The organism is uncultured Microbacterium sp., from assembly GCF_947489255.1.
GTDB classification, from domain to species: domain Bacteria; phylum Actinomycetota; class Actinomycetes; order Actinomycetales; family Microbacteriaceae; genus Microbacterium; species Microbacterium phycohabitans.
In genome coordinates, this window is record NZ_CANLCY010000001.1 from 627,211 (window position 1) to 649,087 (window position 21,877).

General features: G+C 70.2%; 24 protein-coding genes. 11 read left to right on the forward strand and 13 right to left on the reverse strand.

Going from position 1 to position 21,877, the window contains the following annotated elements; genetic code table 11:
• The first annotated feature begins 3 nt into the window (after positions 1-3).
• A complete protein-coding gene (locus Q0818_RS02940) occupies positions 4-813 on the forward strand; it encodes a fructose 1,6-bisphosphatase (RefSeq protein ID WP_298871165.1) in 810 nt (269 codons plus the stop codon).
• Between the two features lie 20 nt (positions 814-833).
• Here the strand turns inward: Q0818_RS02940 and Q0818_RS02945 are convergent, their stop codons facing one another.
• On the reverse strand, positions 834-1,907 hold the full coding sequence (locus tag Q0818_RS02945; RefSeq protein ID WP_298871168.1) for a hypothetical protein: 1,074 nt from the start codon (positions 1,905-1,907) through the stop codon (positions 834-836).
• 142 nt (positions 1,908-2,049) lie between these two features.
• Between Q0818_RS02945 and Q0818_RS02950 the strand changes: the two genes are divergently transcribed.
• Positions 2,050-3,528, forward strand: coding sequence for a glycosyltransferase (locus tag Q0818_RS02950; protein ID WP_298871171.1), 1,479 nt, complete (start codon positions 2,050-2,052; stop codon positions 3,526-3,528).
• Between the two features lie 91 nt (positions 3,529-3,619).
• Here Q0818_RS02950 and Q0818_RS02955 read toward each other — a convergent pair whose 3' ends face one another.
• Positions 3,620-4,570, reverse strand: coding sequence for a response regulator transcription factor (locus Q0818_RS02955; RefSeq protein ID WP_298871174.1), 951 nt, complete (start codon positions 4,568-4,570; stop codon positions 3,620-3,622).
• A 145-nt stretch (positions 4,571-4,715) separates the two neighbouring features.
• Positions 4,716-5,741: a glycoside hydrolase family 6 protein gene (locus Q0818_RS02960; RefSeq protein WP_298871175.1), complete on the reverse strand. Its 1,026-nt coding sequence runs from the start codon at positions 5,739-5,741 to the stop codon at positions 4,716-4,718.
• 76 nt (positions 5,742-5,817) lie between these two features.
• On the opposite strand from Q0818_RS02960, the gene Q0818_RS02965 reads away from it, so the two are divergent.
• A complete protein-coding gene (locus Q0818_RS02965) occupies positions 5,818-6,132 on the forward strand; it encodes an ATP-dependent DNA ligase (RefSeq protein ID WP_298871179.1) in 315 nt (104 codons plus the stop codon).
• Between the two features lie 5 nt (positions 6,133-6,137).
• Here Q0818_RS02965 and Q0818_RS02970 read toward each other — a convergent pair whose 3' ends face one another.
• Complete coding sequence (locus Q0818_RS02970) at positions 6,138-6,593, reverse strand: MarR family transcriptional regulator (protein WP_298871182.1); 456 nt, start codon at positions 6,591-6,593, stop codon at positions 6,138-6,140.
• A 186-nt stretch (positions 6,594-6,779) separates the two neighbouring features.
• Here Q0818_RS02970 and Q0818_RS02975 point away from each other — a divergent pair, with 186 nt between their 5' ends.
• Positions 6,780-7,109, forward strand: a complete 330-nt coding sequence (locus tag Q0818_RS02975; protein WP_298871184.1) for a hypothetical protein — start codon at positions 6,780-6,782, stop codon at positions 7,107-7,109.
• A gap of 37 nt (positions 7,110-7,146) precedes the next feature.
• On the opposite strand, the gene Q0818_RS02980 is transcribed toward Q0818_RS02975, so the two are convergent.
• Positions 7,147-7,440, reverse strand: a complete 294-nt coding sequence (locus tag Q0818_RS02980; RefSeq protein WP_298871186.1) for a hypothetical protein — start codon at positions 7,438-7,440, stop codon at positions 7,147-7,149.
• Between the two features lie 169 nt (positions 7,441-7,609).
• Between Q0818_RS02980 and Q0818_RS02985 the strand changes: the two genes are divergently transcribed.
• The 4 genes from Q0818_RS02985 to Q0818_RS03000 all read left to right on the forward strand — a co-directional run bounded on the left by Q0818_RS02985 (position 7,610) and on the right by Q0818_RS03000 (position 9,957).
• Positions 7,610-7,987 (forward strand): hypothetical protein, encoded by a 378-nt coding sequence (locus tag Q0818_RS02985; RefSeq protein ID WP_298871188.1) that lies wholly within the window; start codon positions 7,610-7,612, stop codon positions 7,985-7,987.
• A gap of 7 nt (positions 7,988-7,994) precedes the next feature.
• Complete coding sequence (locus Q0818_RS02990) at positions 7,995-8,537, forward strand: 2'-5' RNA ligase family protein (protein WP_298871190.1); 543 nt, start codon at positions 7,995-7,997, stop codon at positions 8,535-8,537.
• The gene (locus Q0818_RS02995; RefSeq protein ID WP_298871192.1) at positions 8,531-8,908 is read left to right on the forward strand and encodes a PPOX class F420-dependent oxidoreductase; all 378 of its coding nucleotides are present in this window, start codon (positions 8,531-8,533) and stop codon (positions 8,906-8,908) included. The genes Q0818_RS02990 and Q0818_RS02995 overlap by 7 nt, the downstream gene beginning before the upstream one ends.
• Before the next feature lie 134 nt (positions 8,909-9,042).
• Positions 9,043-9,957: a helix-turn-helix domain-containing protein gene (locus tag Q0818_RS03000; RefSeq protein WP_298871195.1), complete on the forward strand. Its 915-nt coding sequence runs from the start codon at positions 9,043-9,045 to the stop codon at positions 9,955-9,957.
• Positions 9,958-9,993: 36 nt separating this feature from the next.
• Here the strand turns inward: Q0818_RS03000 and Q0818_RS03005 are convergent, their stop codons facing one another.
• The 3 genes from Q0818_RS03005 to Q0818_RS03015 form a co-directional block, all read right to left on the reverse strand.
• Positions 9,994-10,959: an LLM class F420-dependent oxidoreductase gene (locus Q0818_RS03005; protein ID WP_298871198.1), complete on the reverse strand. Its 966-nt coding sequence runs from the start codon at positions 10,957-10,959 to the stop codon at positions 9,994-9,996.
• Between the two features lie 117 nt (positions 10,960-11,076).
• On the reverse strand, positions 11,077-12,099 hold the full coding sequence (locus tag Q0818_RS03010) for a TerC family protein (protein ID WP_298871200.1): 1,023 nt from the start codon (positions 12,097-12,099) through the stop codon (positions 11,077-11,079).
• Positions 12,100-12,338: 239 nt separating this feature from the next.
• Complete coding sequence (locus Q0818_RS03015) at positions 12,339-12,905, reverse strand: TetR/AcrR family transcriptional regulator (protein ID WP_298871202.1); 567 nt, start codon at positions 12,903-12,905, stop codon at positions 12,339-12,341.
• Between the two features lie 115 nt (positions 12,906-13,020).
• Here Q0818_RS03015 and Q0818_RS03020 point away from each other — a divergent pair, with 115 nt between their 5' ends.
• Together Q0818_RS03020 and Q0818_RS03025 are read left to right on the forward strand one after the other, a co-directional pair.
• On the forward strand, positions 13,021-15,627 hold the full coding sequence (locus tag Q0818_RS03020) for an MMPL family transporter (RefSeq protein WP_298871204.1): 2,607 nt from the start codon (positions 13,021-13,023) through the stop codon (positions 15,625-15,627).
• Positions 15,628-15,716: 89 nt separating this feature from the next.
• On the forward strand, positions 15,717-15,932 hold the full coding sequence (locus tag Q0818_RS03025) for a hypothetical protein (RefSeq protein WP_298871206.1): 216 nt from the start codon (positions 15,717-15,719) through the stop codon (positions 15,930-15,932).
• A gap of 150 nt (positions 15,933-16,082) precedes the next feature.
• On the opposite strand, the gene Q0818_RS03030 is transcribed toward Q0818_RS03025, so the two are convergent.
• Both Q0818_RS03030 and Q0818_RS03035 read right to left on the reverse strand, forming a co-directional pair.
• Positions 16,083-17,522 (reverse strand): glycosyltransferase, encoded by a 1,440-nt coding sequence (locus Q0818_RS03030; RefSeq protein ID WP_298871208.1) that lies wholly within the window; start codon positions 17,520-17,522, stop codon positions 16,083-16,085.
• Entirely contained in the window at positions 17,519-17,767 is a 249-nt protein-coding gene (locus Q0818_RS03035; RefSeq protein ID WP_298871210.1) for a hypothetical protein, read from the reverse strand. Before Q0818_RS03035 ends, Q0818_RS03030 begins: the two co-directional genes overlap by 4 nt.
• 121 nt (positions 17,768-17,888) lie before the next feature.
• On the opposite strand from Q0818_RS03035, the gene Q0818_RS03040 reads away from it, so the two are divergent.
• Entirely contained in the window at positions 17,889-18,578 is a 690-nt protein-coding gene (locus tag Q0818_RS03040) for an alpha/beta hydrolase (protein WP_298871212.1), read from the forward strand.
• A gap of 7 nt (positions 18,579-18,585) precedes the next feature.
• Here the strand turns inward: Q0818_RS03040 and Q0818_RS03045 are convergent, their stop codons facing one another.
• From Q0818_RS03045 to Q0818_RS03055, 3 genes are read right to left on the reverse strand one after another with little or no spacing between them, the layout of a single operon-like run.
• Positions 18,586-20,436 (reverse strand): DUF2207 domain-containing protein, encoded by a 1,851-nt coding sequence (locus Q0818_RS03045; protein WP_298871214.1) that lies wholly within the window; start codon positions 20,434-20,436, stop codon positions 18,586-18,588.
• A gap of 51 nt (positions 20,437-20,487) precedes the next feature.
• A complete protein-coding gene (locus Q0818_RS03050) occupies positions 20,488-21,225 on the reverse strand; it encodes a transglutaminase family protein (RefSeq protein WP_298871217.1) in 738 nt (245 codons plus the stop codon).
• Positions 21,226-21,278: 53 nt separating this feature from the next.
• Positions 21,279-21,845: a MarR family transcriptional regulator gene (locus tag Q0818_RS03055; RefSeq protein ID WP_298871220.1), complete on the reverse strand. Its 567-nt coding sequence runs from the start codon at positions 21,843-21,845 to the stop codon at positions 21,279-21,281.
• Positions 21,846-21,877: the final 32 nt, after the last annotated feature.

Here is a 21,877-nt window from a genome sequence, read left to right on the forward strand (position 1 = left end):
CCCGTGAGCGTGACCTCTCGCCGCCGTGCGCGCGCGACCGTCGTGGCCCTCGCCCTCGCCGTTGCTCTTCCCTCGACGTTGACCGGCTGTACTCAGGTCGCCGATCTGTTCAACGCGCTGCCCGGTCAAGCGGGCGGGGCGAACGGCCAGTCCGTCGTGGTCGCCACCCCCGAGCCCGCCGTGTCGTCCTCGTCCATGCCGTTCGATTCCCAATTCACCTACGACGGGTCGGTCTCGTTGACCTCCGAGGTGGCCGACGGTCTCGAAGTGCGGCTGGACGTCTGGGCCGACAACCCCAAGCGCACGATGGAGTGGACGTCGACGAACGAGAAGCAGTTCGGGTTCGCCATCAACGTCGTCGACAAGAGGGTCGACGAGAAGGCGGTGCTCACCCAGAAGCGTCGCGTGTATCTGTCATCCGTGTCGATCTCGTCGCAGACCGCGCAGACGAACGGTCAGGTCTCGAATCCGTTCCAGTTCAGCGCCGATCCCCGGACGCTCGTGCCCTCCGACACGTTGCGCTCCGACCGCGGTCTGCTCCTGAACAGCTTCCAGGGGGGTCTGCTGGTCCCCACGACGTCCATCCGGCAGCTGCCGAACGACACCTACGGCATCACCCTCGAATTCGCGCTGAACGTGGCCGTCGAAGGCACCGCCAACACCGACTCGTCGTTCTCGCAGCAGACCGTGTACCAGTACCTCCCGATCGCGATCTTCGCCGACGAGGGCCAGGGCGCCGCCGCCGACTCGACGGGCACGACCTCGGGTACCGGTCGCGCGCCCGGCTGGGGGCAGACCACCGGCTCGAACTGACGTCGGCGGCGGCCGGAGCCTCAGTCGGAGAGCTCCTGCCGGGGGCGCGGACGATGACTCTCCATGAGCAGCGACAGATCGTCGACGTCGCGGATGAGATAGTGCTCGAAAGCGAGGTCGGGGACGTCGTCGTAATCGATTCCGGGCATCCGAGCGGCGAAGGCGCGACGCACCGCCTTCTCGAGATCGGCCGTGTCGAGGAGCGCCGGCGCGACGGCGAAGACCGTGTCGCGCACCGGCATCCCGCACGCGACGTCGTCGATCGCGTCGTCGAGGGCCGCTGCCACCGTGCGCAGCATCGTCTCCGCCCGTTCGGTACTGTGAGCGGCGCGGATCAGGTCGATCTCGGGCACACGGACGATGGTGGCCCGAACCAGCGAGGATCCGGCGAGCAACTGCACGGTCCCGCGGCGCAGTGACCCCCGGTCGTGCGCCCGCGTGCCGGGCGCCGGAGCGTCGTCGAGCTGACGTCCCAGGCGCACCACCGCGAGCGAGACGACGGCGATGGCGACGGCGCTGACGGCCGCGGTCGCCTCGGCCGACACGGGTCCGCCGCCGAGGAGCGCTCCCGGTCCGACGACGGCCACGACCACGAGTCGGGCGAGGTTGTAGGCGGCGTAGGCGCCCAGCGTCCAGGCCAGGACGCGCGCGCCGGACAGGGCGCCGAGCGGGCGGCGGGCCAGCTCGAGAGCGCTCAAGGCGCCGTAGACCGTCAGACCGGCCGTCTTCAGCAGCGTCGCGTCCTCGAGGGGGATCAGGAAGGTGAAGCCCAGCATCAGCACGGCACCGGCCGCGGTGCTGACCGCCCCGATCGCGCGGCGGCGATTCAATCGGCGCGCTCCCGCCCACATGAGGCCGACGGCGACGAGATTGGTGGCATTGCCGACCGCCGCCGCCGTGTCGCCGCCCCCGGCCGTCTCGAGGACGTTCATCGTCCCGCACAGCAGGGCCGCGATCGCTGCCACCCCGAAGTAGCGCACCATGTCCGCGCGCTGGCCGCCCCGGTCGTCGTCCGGTCGACCGTGTGTGAGGAAGAGCATGGTGAGGGCGAGGCCCGCCGCGACGATGGATGCCAGCAGCGCGAGGAAGATCACGAGGCGCGTCTCCTTCGGGATCCGCCGCAAATCTTGAGGAAATCTTGCGGGGACGGTGGTCGTGTGCAGTGGTCGCGTTGCGGTGAACCTACCAGAGTAGGACTCGGCTAATCCGCCGATACACCGACAGGAAGACACCGCCATGACCGATGCGCGAAGCTTCACCCCCGCCGCCCGGGATTTCCACCTCCAGCAGGGCGAGCTGGCGGCGTCGACGACGGCGGAGGAGCACGGGTTCGCGGACGACTTCGCCGCCGTCCTGGAGCACACGTCGGTGCACCGTTCGACGATCGGGTGCGTCATCCCCGCATACAACGAGGAGGAGTCGATCGCCGACGTGATCGAGGCCCTGCTCGCACAGACGCGCGTCCCCGATGTCATCCACGTCGTCGTCAACAACACCTCGGACGCCACGGTCAAGATCGCGTCCGAGTACAGCGGGCCGCACGAGCTGCAGACCGAACTGGGCGAGCAGTTCACCGAGGTGTTCGTCCACGACATCGGCAAGAACCCCGACAAGAAGGTCGGCGCGCTCAACTACGGGTACTCCCTCGTCGAGGGGTACGACTACCTCCTCGGCGTCGACGGCGACACCATCGCCGACACCAAGGCCGTCGAGTACCTCGAGACCGAGGCCGTCTCGGACTCGCGGATCGGCGGCATCTCGGCGATCTACACGATCGACGACAAGCCGATCAAGGGCGTGATCGCCCGCTTCCTCACCGCCGGACAGCGCACGCAGTTCGCCGCGTTCAACCTCCAGAACATGCTGCGCGGCCGCAACATGGCGGTGCTCGGCGGACAGTTCTCGATCTTCTCGACGAACGCGCTGCGCGACGCCATGAAGCAGAACCACCAGTCGACGCCCTGGGTGAAGGACTCCGAAGTGGAGGACTCGCTCCTCTCGCTGCAGATCAAGAGCGCCGGCTACCTCACCAAGATCAGCCCGTACGCACGGGCCGACGTGGGCGGCATGACGACCCTGTCGGGCTACGACGCCCAGCAGGTCAAGTGGACCTACGGCGCGATCGAGCTCATGTGGCCGGGGCAGCGCGGTGACACCAAGGGTCAGCCGTTCCACCCCAACCTGCGACTGCGCTGGTTCGAGAACTTCGGCATGTTGACCAACCTGTTCGTCCGCGTCGCGTTCCTCACGCTGCTCGCGGGGTCGCTGTCGATCGGCGCCTTCGTGTTCTCGCCCGTGTGGCTGATCCCGCCGGTGATCGCCATGCTGCTGAATCTGCGCATCGCGCGGACCATGAAGAACTGCAACCGCAGCGATGTGCTGTTCGCGGTGCTCTTCTTCCCGGCCGAGTTGTTCATGTGGATCCGCATCAGCCACTTCGTGCGCTCGTGGACCCGCTTCCTCTCGCGCAAGAAGGTCGACAACTGGGCGATGCAGGCCAAGGCGGAGCGCGGTGGCGGGCTCGGCCACTGGACCCCGATGGTCGTCCTGATCGCCGTGGCCATCGCCCTCGCGGTCATCTGGGTCATGGTCGGCCCGATGGTGCAGTCCTCGATCCTGTGGATCGGCTGGCCCATCGTCGGTGTGGTCACCGTGCTGCAGACCCTCCTGATGTTCTCCAAGCTCGTTCGTCGCCAGCACGGCTTCAAGGTCTGACGAACACACGATCTGATCGCGCCCGAACGCATCAGAGACACGGATGCCTCGGCCCTGGGGAGGGTCGAGGCATCCGTTATTCGCATCCGGCTCAGGGTGCGGCGAGCAGCTCCGAGGTCAGTCGGTATCCGACGCCGCGCACGGTCTCGATGTAGCGCGGGTTGGCCGGGTTGTCGCCGAGTTTGCGGCGCAGGTTGGTCATGTGCGCCTCGATCGCCCTCTTGTCGGCCTCGCCGACGAAGTAGCTCGTGACATAGGACTCCCCGCGCAGGACGAGCGTGAGATCGGCCTTGCTGCGCACGCGGCGCTTGGACTCCATGAGGGTCGCCAGCAGGTCGAACTCGGTGCGCGTCAGCTCGAGCTCCTCGCCGCCGACGCGCACGAGGCGGCTGTCGGGGTCGAGCTGGAGGTCGCGGTGCGCGATCCACGCCCCTCCGGTGGGGGTGAGGTCGCCGGCGGCGGGACGGGGCACGAGCTCCGTCCGCGAGGCGGGGGCCTGCGCCTCCGCGCGGGGTTCCGGCCCCTGCGACGACGGCACGATCACCGCTGCACTCGGTGCCGCGGCGGGGGCCGGGGGAGCGGATGCCTCGGTGCGGGGATTCGGGAACGAGGGGCCGACACTGTCTTGCCGGGGCGCGGTGGGCGCGTGGGGCTCTCCGCCGCGGGGGCGCCGGAGCAAAGCCTCGATGCGCGCGCGCAGTTCGCGTGGTCGGAACGGCTTGACCACGTACTCGTCGGCGCCGGCGCCGAGTCCGAGCACGACGTCGGCCTCCTCCTCGAGGCCGGTCAGCATGATGATGTACGTGTCGCTCTGCTGGCGGATGCGGCGGGCCGCTTCGAACCCGTCGATGCCGGGCATGTTGACGTCGAGGGTGGTGATCAACGGCTGGTAGGCGAGCACGGCGCGGACGCCGTCGATGCCGTTGCCGACCGACACGGTCGAGAACCCGGCGGACTCGAGCACTTCGACGAGGAGATGACGGATGTCGGGGTCGTCTTCGACGATGACCGCGGTCTTCAGCAACTCGGAGCTGTCGCTCATTTCACCCACTCTTCCGGCTTCGCACGAGATCGTGCCCGCGTACTCCCCCGAGACACGGCGTCGCGAAGCGACGAGCGCAATCTTGACACACTTCCCGACGTTGGCGACCGTCGGGCTTCGCGCGCCGCGGACTGCGGTGTGCGGGTCAGCGCTGTTCGCGGGTCAGCTCGACGGCTGCCGACGGCCACCATGTGCCCGCGGTGGGCCCGCCGTTGCACTCGCCGTCGCTCTCTCCGGGCGGCTTGATCCACAGATTGGTGTCGACGACGCCGTCGCCGAACGAGCCCGTGGGACTGCCGACGAGCCGGCCGGCCGGGTTGCACCACTCGGAACCGGCGGGTCCTGCACCGTTGCGGGAGGTGTCGATGACGGCGTGCGTCCCGCCCAGCTCGTCGGAGAGGGCGTGGGCGTAGTCGAACTCGGCCGCCGTGTCCTGGTAGTTCGAGACGTTGAGCGCGATGCCGCGCACGTCGGGCAGGACTCCGGTCGCGCGGATGAGATCAGCCATCTCCGCGACCGGATGCCACGACGAGTGGCCCCCGTCGATGTAGATCCAGGTATCGGTCCCGCGGATGTTGTCGACGGCGTCCTTGAGGTAGCCGGCGCGGTCGGAGGGCGATCCGCACGTCGATGACAGGGCGATGCTGTCGGGTTCGAGGATGACGATCTTCTGGATGTCGGACGCGTTGCCGAGGGCGTCTCCGATGCGCTGCGTCCAGGCGCGGTAGGAGTCCGGATCGAGTCCGCCGGCGGAGTGGTTGCCGCAGTCGCGATCGGGGAGACCGTAGACCGCGATGGACAGGGCGGCATCCTGATCCCGGGCCTCGGCGGCGAGATGCGCGACGCGGTCCCACACCTCGTCGACGGGGTCGATCTCGGGAGTGAGCCAATACGTGGTCGGCTGGGAGGCGAGCCACTGCGCGGCGGCCTGTTCCTCGGTGTCGCCGGCGGCGGCATCGGCCGCCTGGGCGGCCTTCGACTCGTCGGGCGCGACGATGCGCGTGTCCACAGCGGGCGGTCGCGCGGAGAGCGTCTGGAAGAGGGTCGTGACGAGGTTGCCGACGACGGCGATCACGGCGATGACGGCGACGGCCGCGACCACGGCGAGCGCCACCAGCACGGCGCGGGGGACCCGGCGCCGGGTGCGGGTGGAGCGCGGAAGTCGGGGCACGCTGAGCACTCTAGTTGAGGTGTGAGAGAAGCTGCGGAGCAGTAGTTAACCTCACGGAGCGCGATACGCTGTCAACGTGGGCAAACTGGTTTACAACACCCTGGGTCATTCGTTCGATATCGAGGACCGGACTCTTTCCCACCTGCGCATGGTCTTCATGAACAAGCTGCGTCGCGGCGAGCCCTTCATGTTCCATTTCCCGCTCGGCGACGGCAGCGGAACCCGGAGCCTGTGGATCTCGCCGTCGATCCCGTTGGTCTTCCACTTCTACGGCAGTCGCGCGCCTCAGCTGAATCGTCGATGGATCGACGACCTCATGAACGAGGCGAGTTCGCCCGGCGGTCTCAGCATCACGACCGAGCCCGACCCCGAGGCCGTCGCGTCGTCCTGACGCCGTCAGCGGCATTCCGCATCGACGACTTCGCGCACGCGGTCGAGGAACTGCGCGAGGTGGCCCGCGGTGTCGGTGGGGAGATCGAGGGCGAACTCCCGGATGCGGGCCGTGACGGGGTCGATGGCGTCGGGGTCGACGTCGCGGTCGAACGGGACCACGAACTTGCTGCGCCGGTCGGCCGGATTCGCGACGAATGCGATCAGCCCGCCGGCGTGCAGGCGGTCCAGCATTCCGGTGACGGATGCCGTGGAGATGGCGAGGGATTGGGCGATCTCCGTCGGAGTGATGTTCGCGCCGGTGTCGGCGCGTTCGAGGATGAGGCGCATCGCGGCCCGCGCATTCTCGCTCGGCCCGCACTCCGTCTGGCGGCGTCGGGCGAGACGTGCCTCGGCGAGGCGGAGACGTTCGACCGCCTGCGCGGCGGTGGTCGCGGGGTCGTGTGCGGTCTCGATCGTCATGCGTCTCCTCCGGGTCTGGCCCCCGTCGCGCCATTGTAGTTCGGTCGCCGAGATTCCAGGGGACGGAACTACCTTGCCCCCGGGTCCGACGAAGCGTCCCTCCGGAGATTTCCCGCGAATTCACTTGGTGATAGTTAGGCAACTTAGTAAAATATGGGCAGGTGGCATCCTCGGAAGGAGGAGCTGATGGGCTCGTTGTTCTACGGTTCCTCCGAGCGAGCGATCGAGATCCCCGATCGGGTCCTCGCGCACGTGAAGGTCGTCATCGCCACGAAACTGCGTCGTGGAGAGAGCTTCACGATGTCGTGGCGGCATCCGTCGGGTGAGGCCGCCGGTCGCAGCACGATCTGGCTCCAGCCGTCGATCCCGCTCCGCTTCGTGTTCGGCTCGGTCGAGCCGGAGATGCTCGACCCGGCCCTCCTGCAGACGTACGCGAATTCCGCGAACTCCTCGAGCGGCCTCACGGTCGACCTCGAGACCCACGACGTCATCACCACGTCGGTCGACGCCTCGTAGGGCGCGTCGGCCCGCCCGTCGCGGCCCCGCGTGCGTCTCAGGCTCGACCGGACGCGTGCCGGTGCGCGATGGCCGACATCCACTGCATCCCCGGGCACGGGGGAGCGTTGCGCCCGCGCATGCGCTCCCACGCCTCGATGTAGATGCCCTCGAGCAGCCGCTCGGCCTTCGTCGCCACGCCCGTCAGTGAGAGCAGGATCGCGTAGATGCGCGGCGAGGTCGCGTCGTAAAAGGCGACGAACGCGTCGCAATCGCCCGACGCCGCCCGCACGAGCAGCGCATCGAGATCTTCCTCGCGGGTTGCCGGGGACTCGGCATCCGTCATCGTCATGGGGCACCTCCTCGGCCGACGTGGTCCCAGTCAAGCGCGAAGCGTCGTCTGCGGCCGGGGGTTGCGCAATGCGGACCGGTGCCGTAGCGCCGGATCCCCGGGAGAGAAGGGTCCGCGAGCGGTCGTCAAGCCTGGCGGATGTCGGGGGCTCGCGCTCTAGCGTGCTCCTATGAAGTCGTTCGTGCGCTGGGCGCTGGCCCTGGCAATGATGTTCGCCGGTATCTCCCACCTCACCTTCGCGCGGCGGGACTTCCAAGCCCAGGTGCCGGATGCCCTGGTGGAGCACGGCCCCCTCGATCGGGACGCGGTCGTCGTGGCATCCGGCGTGGTGGAGGCGGCGTTCGGTCTCGCCCTCGTCGCGTTGCCCAAGGAGCGTCGTCGAATCGGAGCCGCTCTGGCCGCGTTCTTCATCGCGATCTTCCCGGGGAACATCGACCAGTGGCGCAAGGGACGGTCGGCTTTCGGTCTCGACACCGATCAGAAGCGGTTCGGACGCCTTTTCTTCCAGCCGGCGCTCGTCGCGGCCGCCTGGTGGTCGACCCGGTGAACCGCGCGTGAGCGACATCGTCAGCCTCGAGCTCGTCTTCGACGACGAGTCCGACGCGGCGATGCGCGAGGAATGGGACGCGCTCGCCGCAGCCGATCTCCCCAGCCAGGCGCGCCACACGGGGGAGAGCAATCGTCCGCACATCACCCTGCTCGTGCGCCCGAGCCTGCCGGATCTCGATGCGGCGCCCCTCGCCGACGCCCTTCCCCTGGGGATGACCCTCGGTGCACCCGTGCTCTTCGGTGCGGGGCGCACGAGGGTGATCGCGCGCTCGGTCGTCCCCTCGGCGGCGCTGGTGGACCTCCACACGCGGGTGCACGACCTCGCGGGGGCCGGGGACGACGCCGACCACACGCGACCGGGAGCGTGGACACCGCACGTCACCCTCGGGCGACGGGTCGCGCTGGATCGCGTCGGCGACGCGCTGCGGGTGCTGTCTGAACACGCCCCTCTCGAGCGATCGGTGCGTGCGGTCGGCATCCGCCGGTGGGAGACGGCCACGAAGACCGTCTCGGAGGTCGTCGGCCGTGGCACGCTGGAAGGGTGCTGACCGATGACGCCCTCGCCTTCCTGAGCGAATACCACCTGGCCACCCTCTCGACCCTCGGCCGGTCGGGTCGCATCCATTCCGTCCCGGTCGGATTCACCTACGAAGACGGCGTCGTGCGTGTGATCGGATCGCGCGGGACGCAGAAGTTCGTCAACGCCGCTCGCTCCGGGCGCGCCTCGGTGTGCTCGGTCGACGGTGCGCGATGGATGAGCTTCGAGGGCACCGCGCGCGTGAGCGAGGATCCGGATGCCGTGGCGCACGCCGTCGAGCTGTACGCCGCGCGATACCGGCAGCCGCGCGTGAACCCCGAGCGCGTCGTGCTGGAGATCGCCGTCGAGCGCGTCCTGGGCTCGGCCGCGCTGCGGGGCTGACGCGCGCAGCGGGACCGGGCGCGCGGCACGAACGCGCGGCACCGTCAGCGTCCCCGCTCCGCGGCGGGGAACGCGATAGTCTTCATTGTCTCCCCCGGACACAGGTGCGCGTTGTCGGCTGAGGGGAGGATCGCTTGACGCAGGCATCACTGGATGGGCGCCTCGACGAGGTGCTGCGGGTCCTGGCCGAGCGCGTGCGCCGTCTGCGCGAAGAGCGCGGCTTGACGGTGCTGGCCCTGTCGTTCGAGGCCGGACTGTCGGAGTCCCGCGTGCGGGCGATCGAAGCGGGTCGCACGACGGCGTCGCTGGCGACGCTGGTCGCGCTCGCCGAGACGTTCGAGGTCGAGGTCGCCGAACTCTTCGGGGAGGCCGCTTCCGATCCGGCGTCGCCGTCCCGCGTGCCGCACAGCGCGTACGTGGTGCCGAGCGAGGTGGTGTGGGGTGGAGAACTGCCGCCGGCTCCCTGGCTGACCTCCGCACCGGCCGCCGCCGTCGTGAGTCCGTACGTGGTGCCGAGCGAGGTCGTGTGGGGTGGAGAGCTGCCGGCGGCACCGTGGACCTCGGCCAGGGCGGCGCCCACGATGCCCGAACCGCCCGACGAGCCGAAGGTCGTCGTCCCTGCCGGCAGAGACGAGACGCGCGAGGTGCCGCGAGCCGTGACGCGGGCGACGGAGGCCTCCTGGGGCGGGCAGCTTCCGCCGGCGCCGTGGACGAACGTCTCCGAGCCATCCGACATCGTGCCCGCGCCGCCCGCGCAGACCGTCGTGCCGGCTCTGCCGGCGCCCGGTCACCCGCATCGTCGTCCCGCGGACTCCGGGTCGCCGTACGTCCTGAATGCGTCGGGCCCGGCGGCGATGCGGCAACCCCGCACGTTCGCGGAGCTGCGTCAGGGGGCCCTCGCCGGCCGTGAGTTCACGTCGCTGCGAGAGTTCGCGATCGCCGCAGTCGTCGACGGCGGCTTCTCGGCGGTCGCGGTCGCCCGCGTCTTCCGCCTCCCCGTGTGGCGCCTCGAGCAATGGGTCGTCGAGGCGGGACACATCCGCCGTTGAGGGGCGGGACGCGCCATCGGGCGCGCCCCGCCGAGGTCACAGCGCGCGCAGCTTCTCGAGCAGCGGAGCGGCGATCTCGTCGACGAAGCGCTGCTGCTGCTCGTCGCCCACCTGGACGATGGCGATATCGGTGAAGCCGGCGTCGATGAACGGGCGGACGCTCTCGGCGAGTTCATCGAGGTCGGGACCGCACGCGATGGAATCCGCGACGTCCTCCGGGCGCACGAACTGCGACGCGCCCGCGAAGCCCGCCGGCGTCGGCAGATCGGCGTTGACGGCCCACCCGCCCGCGAACCAGCGGAACTGATCGTGCGCGCGCGCGATCGCGGCATCCTTGTCGGGATCCCAACTGATCGGGATCTGGCCGATCTTGCGGGACTCACCGTCGTGGTGGGCGTCCCAGCCGCTGATGAGATCGCCGTCGGGCTCCGTCGTGATGAGGTGATCGCCGAGGGGTGCGAAACGTTCGATGGAGTGCTCGCCCGACACGGCCACGCCGATCGGCACGCCGCCGTCGGGGGCGTCCCACACGCGAGCGGAGTCGACGCGGAAGTACTCGCCGTCGTAGGTGACGAGGTCGCCGGTGTGCAGCGCGCGGATGATCTCGATGGCCTCGACGAGCATGTCCTGGCGCGCGTGCACGGCGGGCCAGCCCTCGCCGACGACGTGCTCGTTGAGGTTCTCGCCGGATCCGAGACCGAGCGTGAAGCGGCCCTCGGAGAGCAACTGCAGCGTCGCGGCCTTCTGCGCGACGACCGCCGGGTGGTATCGGACGGTGGGGCACGTGACGTAGGTCATGAGTTCGACGTCGGTGGTCGCCTGCGCCACCGCGCCGAGCACGGTCCAGGCGTAGGGAGCGTGGCCCTGGCTGGTGAGCCACGGCGAGTAGTGGTCGCTGGAGACGAGGAAGTCGTAGCCGGCGCGCTCGGCGCCGACGGCGTAGTCGACGAGCGCCCGCGGGCCGCTCTGCTCGGTCATGAGGGTGTAGCCGAATCGCGTCATGTCGGCCACGGTAGGACGACCACCGGGGCGTCCCGCCGGGGTTGCGCTCGCCGTTCGGATACGGCAGACGAAACGGGCCCGCGGCCGGAGCCGCGAGCCCGTCACCGGTTCGGAGAGTCAGTCCTCGGGGGCGTGGATGACCTTCTCGCCGTCGAAGGTCTCCCTCTTCTTCTTCTCGTCGTCGTTGCGGGTCTTGCGCAGGCTCGCGATGGTGGCGACGGCCACGGTGGCGGCGATGAACAGCAGCGAGAACCAGATCGGGATCTCGGGGACCCACAGCAGCGGCTCACCGCCGTTGATGAAGGGCAGCTCGTTGACGTGCAGCGCGTGGAAGACGAGCTTGACGCCGATGAAGGCCAGGATGACGGCCAGACCCTGCGCGAGGTAGACGAGGCGCTCGAGGAGGCCGCCGATGAGGAAGTACAGCTGGCGCAGACCCATGAGCGCGAAGGCGTTCGCGACGAACACGATGTAGGCCTCGTTGGTCAGACCGTAGATCGCGGGGATGGAGTCCACCGCGAAGACGAGGTCGATGAAACCGATCGCGATGATGACCAGGAGCATCGGGGTGACGAAGCGCTTGCCGTCCTTGCGGACGGTGAGCTTGTCGTCGTTGTACTCCTCGCTCACGGGCAGGACGCGGCGCACGAAACGCATGAACTTGCCGTTGGCGGGGTCGCTCTCGCCGTGCGAGAACGCCTGTCGGTAAGCCAGGAAGAGCAGGAGGGCGCCGAAGATGTAGAAGATCCAGGAGAAGTTCTCGATGAGCGCCGCGCCCACGGCGATGAACGCACCGCGCATGATCAGCGCGATCACGATGCCGATCATCAGCACCTTCTGCTGGTACTTCTTCGGTACCGCGAACCCGGTCATGATGATGAGGAATACGAAGAGGTTGTCGATCGACAACGCCTTCTCGGTCAGATACCCGGCGAAGTACTCACCGCCGAAGGTCCAGCCCGAGAAGATGCCGATGCCGACGCCGAACAGCAGGGCCAGGCCGATGTAGAACGCCGACCAGCGGGCGGATTCGCCGATCGATGGTTCGTGCGGCTTGCGCACGTGCGCGAAGAACTCGAAGACGAAGAACGCGATGGTGATCGCGATCGTGATGATCCAGACGAGGGGGGTGACGCCCACGGCGGCCTCCAAGGGAAATAGGTGTACGACAAGACACCAAGGTCTCCTCCACCCGGCGAGATGGGCCGACGTCCCGGGATCACGATGGCGTGATCCGTATTGACGAGAACGTCGCGGTGGGAGTACTCCCCTTGCTGCGATCATCTTACGGGACGCAGCTGTGCGTTCCCGGTCTGGACGTCGCGCTCGCCGCTGTGGTAGGGGTCAGGGGCGAGCGGGCGCCGGGTCTTGGCGCGTCATCACCGGGGTGCCGGCCCGACCACGGTGTCGACGAGGGTGCGCATGTCGTCGAGCCCGAAGTCCTCGCGGCTCAGCGCACGCAGGATGACACCGCCCACGAGAGCGTCGGCGGCGGCCTCGAGCCGAGCGCCGGCGGCTCCCCCCATGGCGACGGCGAGGCGATCCATCAGCGGCGCCGCCAGGATCTCGGTGCGCAGTCTTCTGCCCGTCTCGGAGCTGCCCGCGGCCGCGGCGACGAGGGAGCGCAGCAGGCCCTCACCGTCGGGACTCGCTCGAAGGGTGAACAGATCGCTCAGCCAGGTCGCGAGGTCGGCCCGAGCGTCCCCGGTGTCGGGGAGCTCGCGCTGAGCCCCGAGGAGGCGTCGCTCCAGGATGGCTTCGGCCAGGACGTCGCCCTTGCTCGGCCACCATCGGTAGATGGTCTGCTTGCCCACTCCGGCGCGCCGGGCGATGCCTTCGATCGTGAGGAGGTCGTAGCCCTGCTCGGCGAAGAGCGCGGCTGCCGCGTCGAGGATCGCCGAGCGGGCCGCCTGACTGCGGATCGGTCCACTGCGCGGAAGGGCCATGACACACATTCTGGACGACGGCTCACAGAACAAGACGAGACGGTGCGTGTTATCTTTTCCCCGCTGATCGAGGCCGACGGTGCTCTCGCGCGCACCGCACGAGAGGAATACCTGAATGGCCGAACTGCTGCACCGCCTCGGAACGTTCGCCGCACGCCGCGCCTGGACGGTCATCGTCGCGTGGGCCGTCATCCTCGGCATCGTCGTCTCGGGCTTCCTCGTCGGCTTCAAAGGGCTCAGCTCCAGCTTCGACATCCCCGGTACGGCATCCGGTGACGTCATCGCCGAACTGCAGGACGAGCTCCCCGATTTCGCCGGTGCAGCGGGCACGGTCGTGTTCCGCACCGGCGACGGCTCCCCGCTCACCGATGCGCAGCGCACGGCCATCTCGGCACTCGTCGACTCGTCGGACGACCTTCCCGACGTCGCCCGGGTGACCGACCCCTTCACCGCCCAGGAGCAGCTCGACGCTCGACGTCGGCAGCTCGTCGACGGGCGCGCTCAGCTCGATCAGGCGCGCGCGCAGGCCGAGGCGGGTCAGCAGCAGCTCACGGAGGGGGCGGCGCAGCTGGAGGCCGGCCAGCAGCGTCTCGACCAGGGGCGGGCACAGCTCGAGGCAGCGGGGCTGCCCTCCGCGCAGAAGCAGGAGCAGGTGGCCGCCCTCGAGGCGCAGCAGCAGCAGATCGACCAACAGCGCTCGGCGCTCGAGCAGCAGCAGGCGCAGCTCACCGCGGGCCTCGCGCAGATCGACGCCCAGCAGACGCAGCTCGACGACGGGGCCGAACTGCTCGGGTTCGCGGATGCCATTCGCCTCGTATCGGAGGACGGCTCGACGGCGATCGTCAACGTCTCGTTCGACAAGCCCCGTCTCGAACTGACCGAGGCCTCGAAGGAAGCGGTCGTCGAGCACTTCTCCGACCCCGTCGCCGGCGTCGAGGTGGCCTTCAACACCGAGATCTCGCAGGGCGTCCCCGAGATCTTCGGCGTCGGTGAGGTCGTGGGCGTCGCCGTCGCCGGGATCGTCCTCGTCGTGGTCCTCGGCTCGCTCCTGGCCGCTTCGTTCCCCATCGTCACCGCGATCATCGGCGTGGCCATCGGCGCCATGGCCACGCTGTCGTTCTCGGGGCTCATCCAGATGGCATCCGTCACCCCGTTCCTGGGCGTGATGCTGGGCCTCGCCGTGGGTATCGATTATGCGCTGTTCATCCTCTATCGCCACCGCCGACAGCTGTTGGCCGGGGCCGACATACGCGAGTCCATCGGGTTGGCGAACGGTACGGCCGGCAACGCCGTCGTGTTCGCCGGGTCCACCGTCATCGTGGCCCTGCTCGCGCTCAACATCACCGGCATCCCCTTCCTCGGCCTCATGGGTACGGCCGGAGCGGTCAGCGTCCTGGTCGCCGTGCTCATCGCGGTGTCGCTGACGCCGGCTCTCCTCGGCCTGGCGGGGACGCGAGTCCTCGGGCGTCGGGCGCGCGCCCGCGCGGCGATCGCGGCCGACGCGGCGGATCATCCACGACGTGCCGCGCGGACGGCATCCGTCGATCGAGACGAGCACTCGCGGCGCTCCTCGCGCACGGCGACCGGCCCGGGCGCGCCGACTGCCCGGCCCGTCCGGCCGATGTCGACCCTCCGCGCGGTCGTCACGATGATCGTCGCCACCCTGGCCCTGCTCGTCGTGGCGATCCCGGCCCTCTCGATGCGCCTGGGGCTGCCCGACGGCGGATCGGAAGCCGCGGACTCCACCGGCTACAAGGCCTTCACCTGGAGTGAGCAGGCCTTCGGCGCCGGCTCGAACGCCCCCCTGCTGGTCACGGCCTCCCTCCCCGCCGGTACCGCGGAGGCCGATGTGCAGGGCCTGCAGCTCGACGTGGCGCGCGAGCTGTTCGCCCAGGACGGCGTCGCCGCCGTCGCTCCCGTCGCCGTCTCCGACGATCGCACGCTGGCCGCTTTCCAGGTCATCCCCACCGAGGGGCCCAACGCGGTGTCCACCGATCGGCTCGTCCGCGACCTTCGCGCCCTGCCACCCGTCGACGGTGATATCGCGCTCGGAGTGGCGGGGGCCGCGGCGATCAACATCGACATCTCCGAGGGGCTGGCCGAGGTGCTGCCGATCTACCTCGTGGTCGTCGTCGGCCTGTCGTTCCTCATCATGGTGATGGTCTTCCGTTCGCTCCTGGTTCCGCTCATCGCGACGCTCGGCTTCGTGCTGTCGCTGTTCGCGACCTATGGGGCCGTCACCGCCGTCTTCCAATGGGGCTGGCTGGGCGGGCTGTTCGGCGTGCACAATCCCGGCCCGATCCTGAGCTTCCTTCCGGTGATCCTCGTCGGCATCCTGTTCGGTCTCGCCATGGACTACCAGCTGTTCCTGACCACGGGCATGCGCGAGGCGTGGGCGCACGGCGCCGCGCCGCGCCTCGCGGTGGCGCAGGGCTTCCGCGCCGGGCGTACGGTCGTCATCGCCGCGGCGGTCATCATGATCTCGGTCTTCTCGGGCTTCATCACCTCGGAGGCGGTGATCATCAAGTCGTTCGGCCTCGGGTTGGCCCTCGGCGTCCTGTTCGACGCGTTCGTCGTGCGGATGCTGTTGATGCCCGCCCTCATGCACCTGCTGGGCGGGTCGGCGTGGTGGTTGCCGAAGTGGCTCGAGCGCATCGTGCCCAACGTCGACGTCGAGGGGGCGGCTCTCGAGCGCCGTCACCCCGGCCACCACGGAGTGTGAACACCGCCGACGGGGCCGCGCAAGCCCCGGTCGGCGACCGCAGGGACCCCTCAGGATGCCACCAAGGACCCATCCCGAGGAGGACGACGATGACCGATCGCGAAGAAACCCAGGACGCCCCCGTCATGGACGGCGCCACCGACGCCGGCGTCGAGGAGAAGAAGGACGGCGCGCGGGAGCAGCAGGCCGCGGATGCGGCCGTGCAGGACGATGCGCCGCAGAGCGACATCGTCCCGGGCGACGCCTCCAAGGAAGACCTGAAGGACGACCTGCGCAGCATCCGCGGCTACGGCGAAGACCGCTGACCCGGACGACGACTCCCGTCCGGAGCCGTGTGGGGGACGGGCTCGACGGGCGGGAGTCGTCGCGGACGCCGTATCGGCGTCATCCGCGCCGGCGATGCCGGGGCCGGGTAGATGCAGAGTACGCCTGCCGCGTGCCCCGCACGAGGGATCTCAGCCGATCCGAAGGCGACGCCGGAGCACCTCGCGGATTCGCCATGTCGCCTCGCGGAGTCGGTGGCGTCGCGCCGCACGCGACAGCGTCAGCGCCCATCGCGTGAGGACGGCCGATTCGTCGTAACGGCGTGCGCGCTCGACCGCCTGCCGCCGCATGCGCTCGAGAGCGGGCTGATCGAGGGATGCCGCCCGCACGAGCGCGTCGGCGAGGGCGTCGACATCGCCGGCCGGCACCACCCATCCCGTGCGGCCGTCGACGATGAGCTCGCGCGGACCGTAGGGGACGTCGTAGGCGATGGGCAGGCAGCCCGCGGCCATCGCCTCGGCGACGACCAGCGAGAAGGCCTCGGACCGACTCGTCATCAGCAGTACGGATGCGCGCTGCAGGGCGGTTCGGGCGGCGGGGTCGAAACCGTGGAAGCGGACCCCGTCGACCCCGGCCCCTTCGAGGCGGGTTCGGGCCGGACCATCGCCGTAGACGTCGAGCTCGAGCGACGGGACGCGCCGCCGGGCACGGGCCACGGCATCCACCGCGTGCTCCACGCGCTTGATCGGCTCCAAGCGGGCCAGCACGACCGCGCCGTCGCGGGGGCGGCTCGTCTCCACGTCACCCACCTCGACGGGGTGGGGCACGACGGCCAGGAGCGGCGCCGGGCCCACCTGACGGCGCACGTCGCCCGCTTGGCGCGCGGTGCACAGCACGACCGCGTCGAACGCGCTCAGCCGCGAGAACACCTCGGCGCGCGACGGGCGGATCGCGGTGCCGTCGTCGGTGAGGTGCGAGCCGTGCACGATGTGGAGCACGACGACGCCCGGGCGCCGGTAACCCGCGGCGAAACGGGCCATGGCCTTACTGTCGACGAGGAGGAACGACCTCTCGCCGGCCGTCAGGCGGTCGAGCCAGGCCGCGTACAGCTCGCGTACTCCGCGCCACGCGGCGCGGGGGGCGCCGGCAGCGTCACACGTGACGATGACGCGGCGCGTCCGGCCGGAGGAGTGCGGGACGTCGCGGCGATCGCTCGCGGCCACCGTCCCGTCCGCGCGGAGATGGTCGATCTGCAGCACCGCGCCCTCGGCATCCGTGCGGATGCGTCTCACGACGACCCCGCCCGACGTCTCCTCGAGCGCCCCGGCGGGAAGCGGGGCGAACCCGGCGCCGGCCGCGACCGATCGGCCGCGCAGGTCGTTCTCGCGCAGCCAGTCCCACAGGTTCGTGAGCCGGACGCCCTCGCCGAGGGCGTCGCGACGGGACAGTTCCTCCGCGACCGCAGCGCGGTCGTCGCGGTCGTCGCACGTGAGCACGTGCACCGGCGCACCACGACCAGCGAACAAACGGGAACGCCGCAGGAGGGCGGCGGTCAGGCCGCCGTACTCGCGCGGAACGCCCCAGGTGAGGACGAACTGGCGCCCGCGGGGCAGGATCGTGCCGCGGGTCATCCGGCGTCGTCGGTGGGGATCTCTCCGGCGGCGATCGCGTCGGCATACGTGCGGATGTCGGGGCCGGGCTCGTAGTCGATGAAGCGGTCCTTGATGCGCGCGTTGATCTGCGCGAAGGCCTCGTCCGACGAGATCCCTTCGCTCTCACGCGCGACCGCGACGACGGCCTCCCGCAGCACGCCGTCGGCGTCGTCGAGGATCTTCTGTCGTGCGGGCTCGTTCCACCGGATGTCCGAAATGTCCATGGCCCCGAGCCTAAGACGGCCCGGATCGCCGTCATCCCGGGGTTGCGCCCGATGCGCGGGTGTGCGGCGTCGTCGTGGCAACCCCGCCTGCGAGCCGCGCCCGCGCCCGCAGGATGAAGGCATGCCGATGGATGCCGTGAGCGCCCTGCGAACCGGAGCGCGCGACCTCTCGTGGTGGGTGAAGGACTACGCCTACGCCGTGCGGGCGCAGCTGCGAGCCCGGGGAGGCGGAGGGGACCTCGACCTGCAGGAGGGCGAGGGGCGCCCCATCGTGCTGCTGCCCGGGATCTACGAGACCTGGCGCTTCATGGAGCCGCTGGCCCGCGCCCTGCACGAGCGCGGACACCCGGTGCACGTCGTCGCGGAGCTGGGGGACAACCGTCGTCCGATCGCCGAGTCCGCCGATCGCGTCGCGGCACTGCTGGTGTCGCGCGACCTCCATGACGTCGTGCTCGTGGCCCACAGCAAAGGCGGCCTGATCGGCAAGCACGTCATGGCCTTCGACCCGGAAGGGTCCCGGGTGCGGGCGATGGTCGCGGTCGCGACGCCCTTCGGCGGATCCCGGTACAGCCGCCTCATGCCCACACCGTCGTTGCGCGCGTTCGCGTCGGGCGACGCCACCATGCGAGCACTGGCGAGGGCCGCGGACGCCAACGCGAGGATCGTGTCCGTCTACGGCCCGTTCGACCCGCACATCCCGGAGGGCAGCGAACTCGCCGGTGCCCGGAACGTGGAACTGGCCGGCGGAGGGCACTTCCGCGTGCTCGCCGACCCACGAGTCATCGCCGAGGTGGTGCGCGTGGCGGAGTGAGCGCCTCTCAGCGCCCTCCGCCTCCGCCTCCGCCCGAGCCCCCTCCCGAGAAGCCGCCGCCGAAAGACCCGCCCGAGAAGCTCCCCGAGCCGCTCGTCGTGGTCGTGACCGGGGCGCTCGCCATGCGCAGCGTCCCCATCGTCGACAGCAGGGCCGCCGACGAGAAGCCGCCGCCGCCGCGGTACCAGTGCAGATCGTCGCCGCTCTCGCGCACGCGGGTGTCGAGCGCCTCCGACCACTCCTTCTCGACGCCCCACACGATCGCCCACGGCAGCAGACGTTCGTAGAGGTGGAGCACCTGGCGAGGATCATCCGGGTCGATCGGACGACGCTCCGCCCCCTCGGGACTCTGGAGCACGCGCAGGCGGTCCGCCTCCGCGAGCTGCAGGTACTCGCGCAGCCCCCGAAGGTGGTCGCGTGCCGGTGCTCCGGCATCCGTGATCCGATCGCGGTAGCGCAGCAGCGCGAAACTCAGGATGCCGAGCACCACCGTGACGGGGACGGCGGCGATCTGCCACCAGGCGGGCGCCGTCCCCATCGCCGCGAAGATGAGCGCGAGCACCGCGAGGACGAACGCGCCCACGGCGACACCCGCCGCGGCGACGGAGCGGCTGGGGTGCTGCTTCTCGCTCCACCCCCGCGAGCGCAGTTCGGACGCGGCGGCGTGGGGGAGCCGTTGCAGAGCCTTCGCGACGTCCTGGCGATCGGGCCCCAGCGTCACGCTGGCTCCGGGTCGGGCGGCCGCACCGAAGACCGCGCCGAGGATCGCACCGTGCAGCGCGTCGGCGCCTTCCGCCGTCACGAGCTCGAGCGAGAGGCTCCGCGCGTCGCCGTCGTCGACGATGCGGAGGTGCCCCGCCACGGCGGTGTCGACGATGGCGGCGGGGATGCCGGTGCCGCGACGCGCGACCAGCTCGGCGCCCTGCAGCACGTCGACCCCGGCCGGTGGGTCGTACTCCGCCACGATGACGCCCCGGCCCTCGGCATCGCGTCCGCGACGCCGGGCCCTCACCGCAGCGGCCACGGCGACGAGCCCGACACCGACGGCGCCGAGAGACCCGGCGGCCAGCACCGGGGCCGCGTCGACGGAGAACTGCTCGAGCGGGGTGCGCACCACCTCTCCGGGGACGAAGGTGCCGCGGACGAAGCCGACGGCCATCGTGACGTTCTCTCCCGGGCCGAGATCCTGGGCCCCGGCCTCGAAGACGAGGCCGTCGGCGTCGATCGTGCGGGAGATCTCGCACCTCTCCGACGCTCCCTGCGCCCCGACATAACACGCTGCAGCGCCCTCGAGCGCGGCATCCGTCAGAGCGGGATCGACGCGGAGCCGGGCGCTCACCGCCCCGAACGGCTGATCCCACTGCGTGCCGTTGACGTCCCGGTAGAACTCATCCGCGCCCGTGTCGGCGAACGAGCGGATGGCATCGCGCTGCGTATACGAGATGACGTAGGTCTGCACGCCTCGCACGAACGAGTCGTCACCCGTGAGCACCCGCACCTCCCGTCGATCCGTCTCCACGTCGTAGGCGACGGGGGCGCCGGAGGCATCGGTCACCGAGAGCACCCGCGTCTGCAGGGGCACCCCGTCGTAGTCGTCGGGGATGGAGCGGATGATGCCGCGGTTCTGATCCACGTCGGGGAAGCGTGCGACCAGCGTTTCGGTCACCGCGAGCTCCGCGTGCCCGTCGTCGGCTCGGGAGAGCGTCATGTCGGCCGCGAACGAGTCGAAGGCGAAGTCGCCGACGTCCGCGCGCGCCGGTGCGGGGACCGCCGTCGCTCCCAGCAGGACGAGAGCGAGAACAATCAGACCGATCGCGAGACGGGGGAGCGGGCGAGACGACCGCGAGATGACGTCCATCCTCCGACGCTACCCGCGGCCGTGCGGCGGCGACTCCCTCGTGAGGCGGAGTCAGCGCAGCAGGATCGAGGCGTCGGGATCGTCCGCGACGAGATCGTCGACGGTCACCGCCGTGACGTCGACCGACTCCAACGTCGCCGTGCCCGACACGGTCGTGAGGAACGCGGTGTCGGCGGCGTCTCGACCCGTCGCGATCCGGACGAAGTGGGCGCGGGGCGCGAGGCGGGTGGCATCCACGACCTCCCAACGGCCGTCGACGAACGCCTCGACCACGGCGTGGAAGTCCATCGGCTCGAGCCCCGGGGCGAAGACGGACACGAGTCGAGCGGGGATCCCCGCGGCGCGAAGCAGGGCGATGGTGACGTGCGCGTAGTCGCGGCAGACCCCTGCTCCCTCGCGCAGCGTGTCGAGGGCGGTGTCGGTAGGTCCGCTGACGCCGGAGACGTAGTCGAGGTTCTCCGAGACCCACTGGGTGATCTGTCGCACGCGTTCCCGCACGGATGACGAGGAGAAGGCCGCCACCTCCGAGATCCTCGGATCGTCCGACGGCGCGTAGCGGCTGGGGCGAAGATAGCGAACCGGGTCGATCTCGGCCGAGGGGGCCGGTGCGGAAGGTGTCGAGACGGAGCCGCGGTAGGTGACGCTGGTCCGTCCCGCGGGGAGGACGACGCGATGCGCTCTCGTGCCGTGCGCGTCCGCGATCTCGGCCGCGGGGATCGTCCGGCCGGCCGAGGCGATCGTCAGGGTCTCGTCGTCGGCCCATCCATCCGCGGGGGTGATGGAGAGCACCACGTCCGCCTCGGCCTCCGTGGAAAGGATGATGTCGACGCCGACCGACGCCCTCACGCGGCCGCGTCCGATGCGAGCGGGGCGGGCCGCGGACTCCGCGCCGGGGGACAGCACGATCCGCCCGCACCGCACAGGTCGGCGACGGCGCACCGCATCCGGTTCAAGAACTCCGTGACGGCGACCGTCTCCTCCTCCGTCATCCCGCGAGTGGCCCGCATCATCCGGGCGTGCATGTCGGTGAGGGTGTCGCGGATCTCGTCGTCGGCGTGCGCCGTACTACTGACGAGCACCTTCCGTCGGTCGGAGGGGTGGGGGCGGCGCTGAATATGCCCCGATTTCTCGAGCCGGTCGAGGAGGGCCGTCATGGACGCAGTCGACACGCCCAGATGCCGGGCGAGATCGATGGGGGTCACAGGGGAGCCGGTCGCGGCAGCGCGCGCGAGGAAGCGGAGAACGAGCAGTTCGTTCTCGCCCATCGCCATCGATTCCTGGGTGCGCCGACGCATCGCCATCTCGGACGACCGGTAGGCGCGCATGGCCTCCATGATCCGCGCGCCTCGCTCATCGTCGGTGCTGTCGCTGTACCAGTACGACGGAGGCGAGGGGGTGTCGATCGTCATCGTGCTCCTAATATCTCGCTTGCCTATTCGCT

Coding starts and splice junctions, on each gene's coding strand:
- Q0818_RS03015 (WP_298871202.1), bottom strand. CDS start 12,905: ATGGCCCTTCCGCGCAGTGGACCGATCCGCAGTCAGGCGGCCCGCTCG.
- Q0818_RS03045 (WP_298871214.1), bottom strand. CDS start 20,436: ATGGACGTCATCTCGCGGTCGTCTCGCCCGCTCCCCCGTCTCGCGATC.
- Q0818_RS02985 (WP_298871188.1), top strand. CDS start 7,610: ATGAAGTCGTTCGTGCGCTGGGCGCTGGCCCTGGCAATGATGTTCGCC.
- Q0818_RS02955 (WP_298871174.1), bottom strand. CDS start 4,570: ATGAGCGACAGCTCCGAGTTGCTGAAGACCGCGGTCATCGTCGAAGAC.
- Q0818_RS02975 (WP_298871184.1), top strand. CDS start 6,780: ATGGGCTCGTTGTTCTACGGTTCCTCCGAGCGAGCGATCGAGATCCCC.
- Q0818_RS03020 (WP_298871204.1), top strand. CDS start 13,021: ATGGCCGAACTGCTGCACCGCCTCGGAACGTTCGCCGCACGCCGCGCC.
- Q0818_RS02980 (WP_298871186.1), bottom strand. CDS start 7,440: ATGACGATGACGGATGCCGAGTCCCCGGCAACCCGCGAGGAAGATCTC.
- Q0818_RS03035 (WP_298871210.1), bottom strand. CDS start 17,767: ATGGACATTTCGGACATCCGGTGGAACGAGCCCGCACGACAGAAGATC.
- Q0818_RS03005 (WP_298871198.1), bottom strand. CDS start 10,959: ATGACGCGATTCGGCTACACCCTCATGACCGAGCAGAGCGGCCCGCGG.
- Q0818_RS03025 (WP_298871206.1), top strand. CDS start 15,717: ATGACCGATCGCGAAGAAACCCAGGACGCCCCCGTCATGGACGGCGCC.
- Q0818_RS03030 (WP_298871208.1), bottom strand. CDS start 17,522: ATGACCCGCGGCACGATCCTGCCCCGCGGGCGCCAGTTCGTCCTCACC.
- Q0818_RS02950 (WP_298871171.1), top strand. CDS start 2,050: ATGACCGATGCGCGAAGCTTCACCCCCGCCGCCCGGGATTTCCACCTC.
- Q0818_RS03055 (WP_298871220.1), bottom strand. CDS start 21,845: ATGACGATCGACACCCCCTCGCCTCCGTCGTACTGGTACAGCGACAGC.
- Q0818_RS02970 (WP_298871182.1), bottom strand. CDS start 6,593: ATGACGATCGAGACCGCACACGACCCCGCGACCACCGCCGCGCAGGCG.
- Q0818_RS03040 (WP_298871212.1), top strand. CDS start 17,889: ATGCCGATGGATGCCGTGAGCGCCCTGCGAACCGGAGCGCGCGACCTC.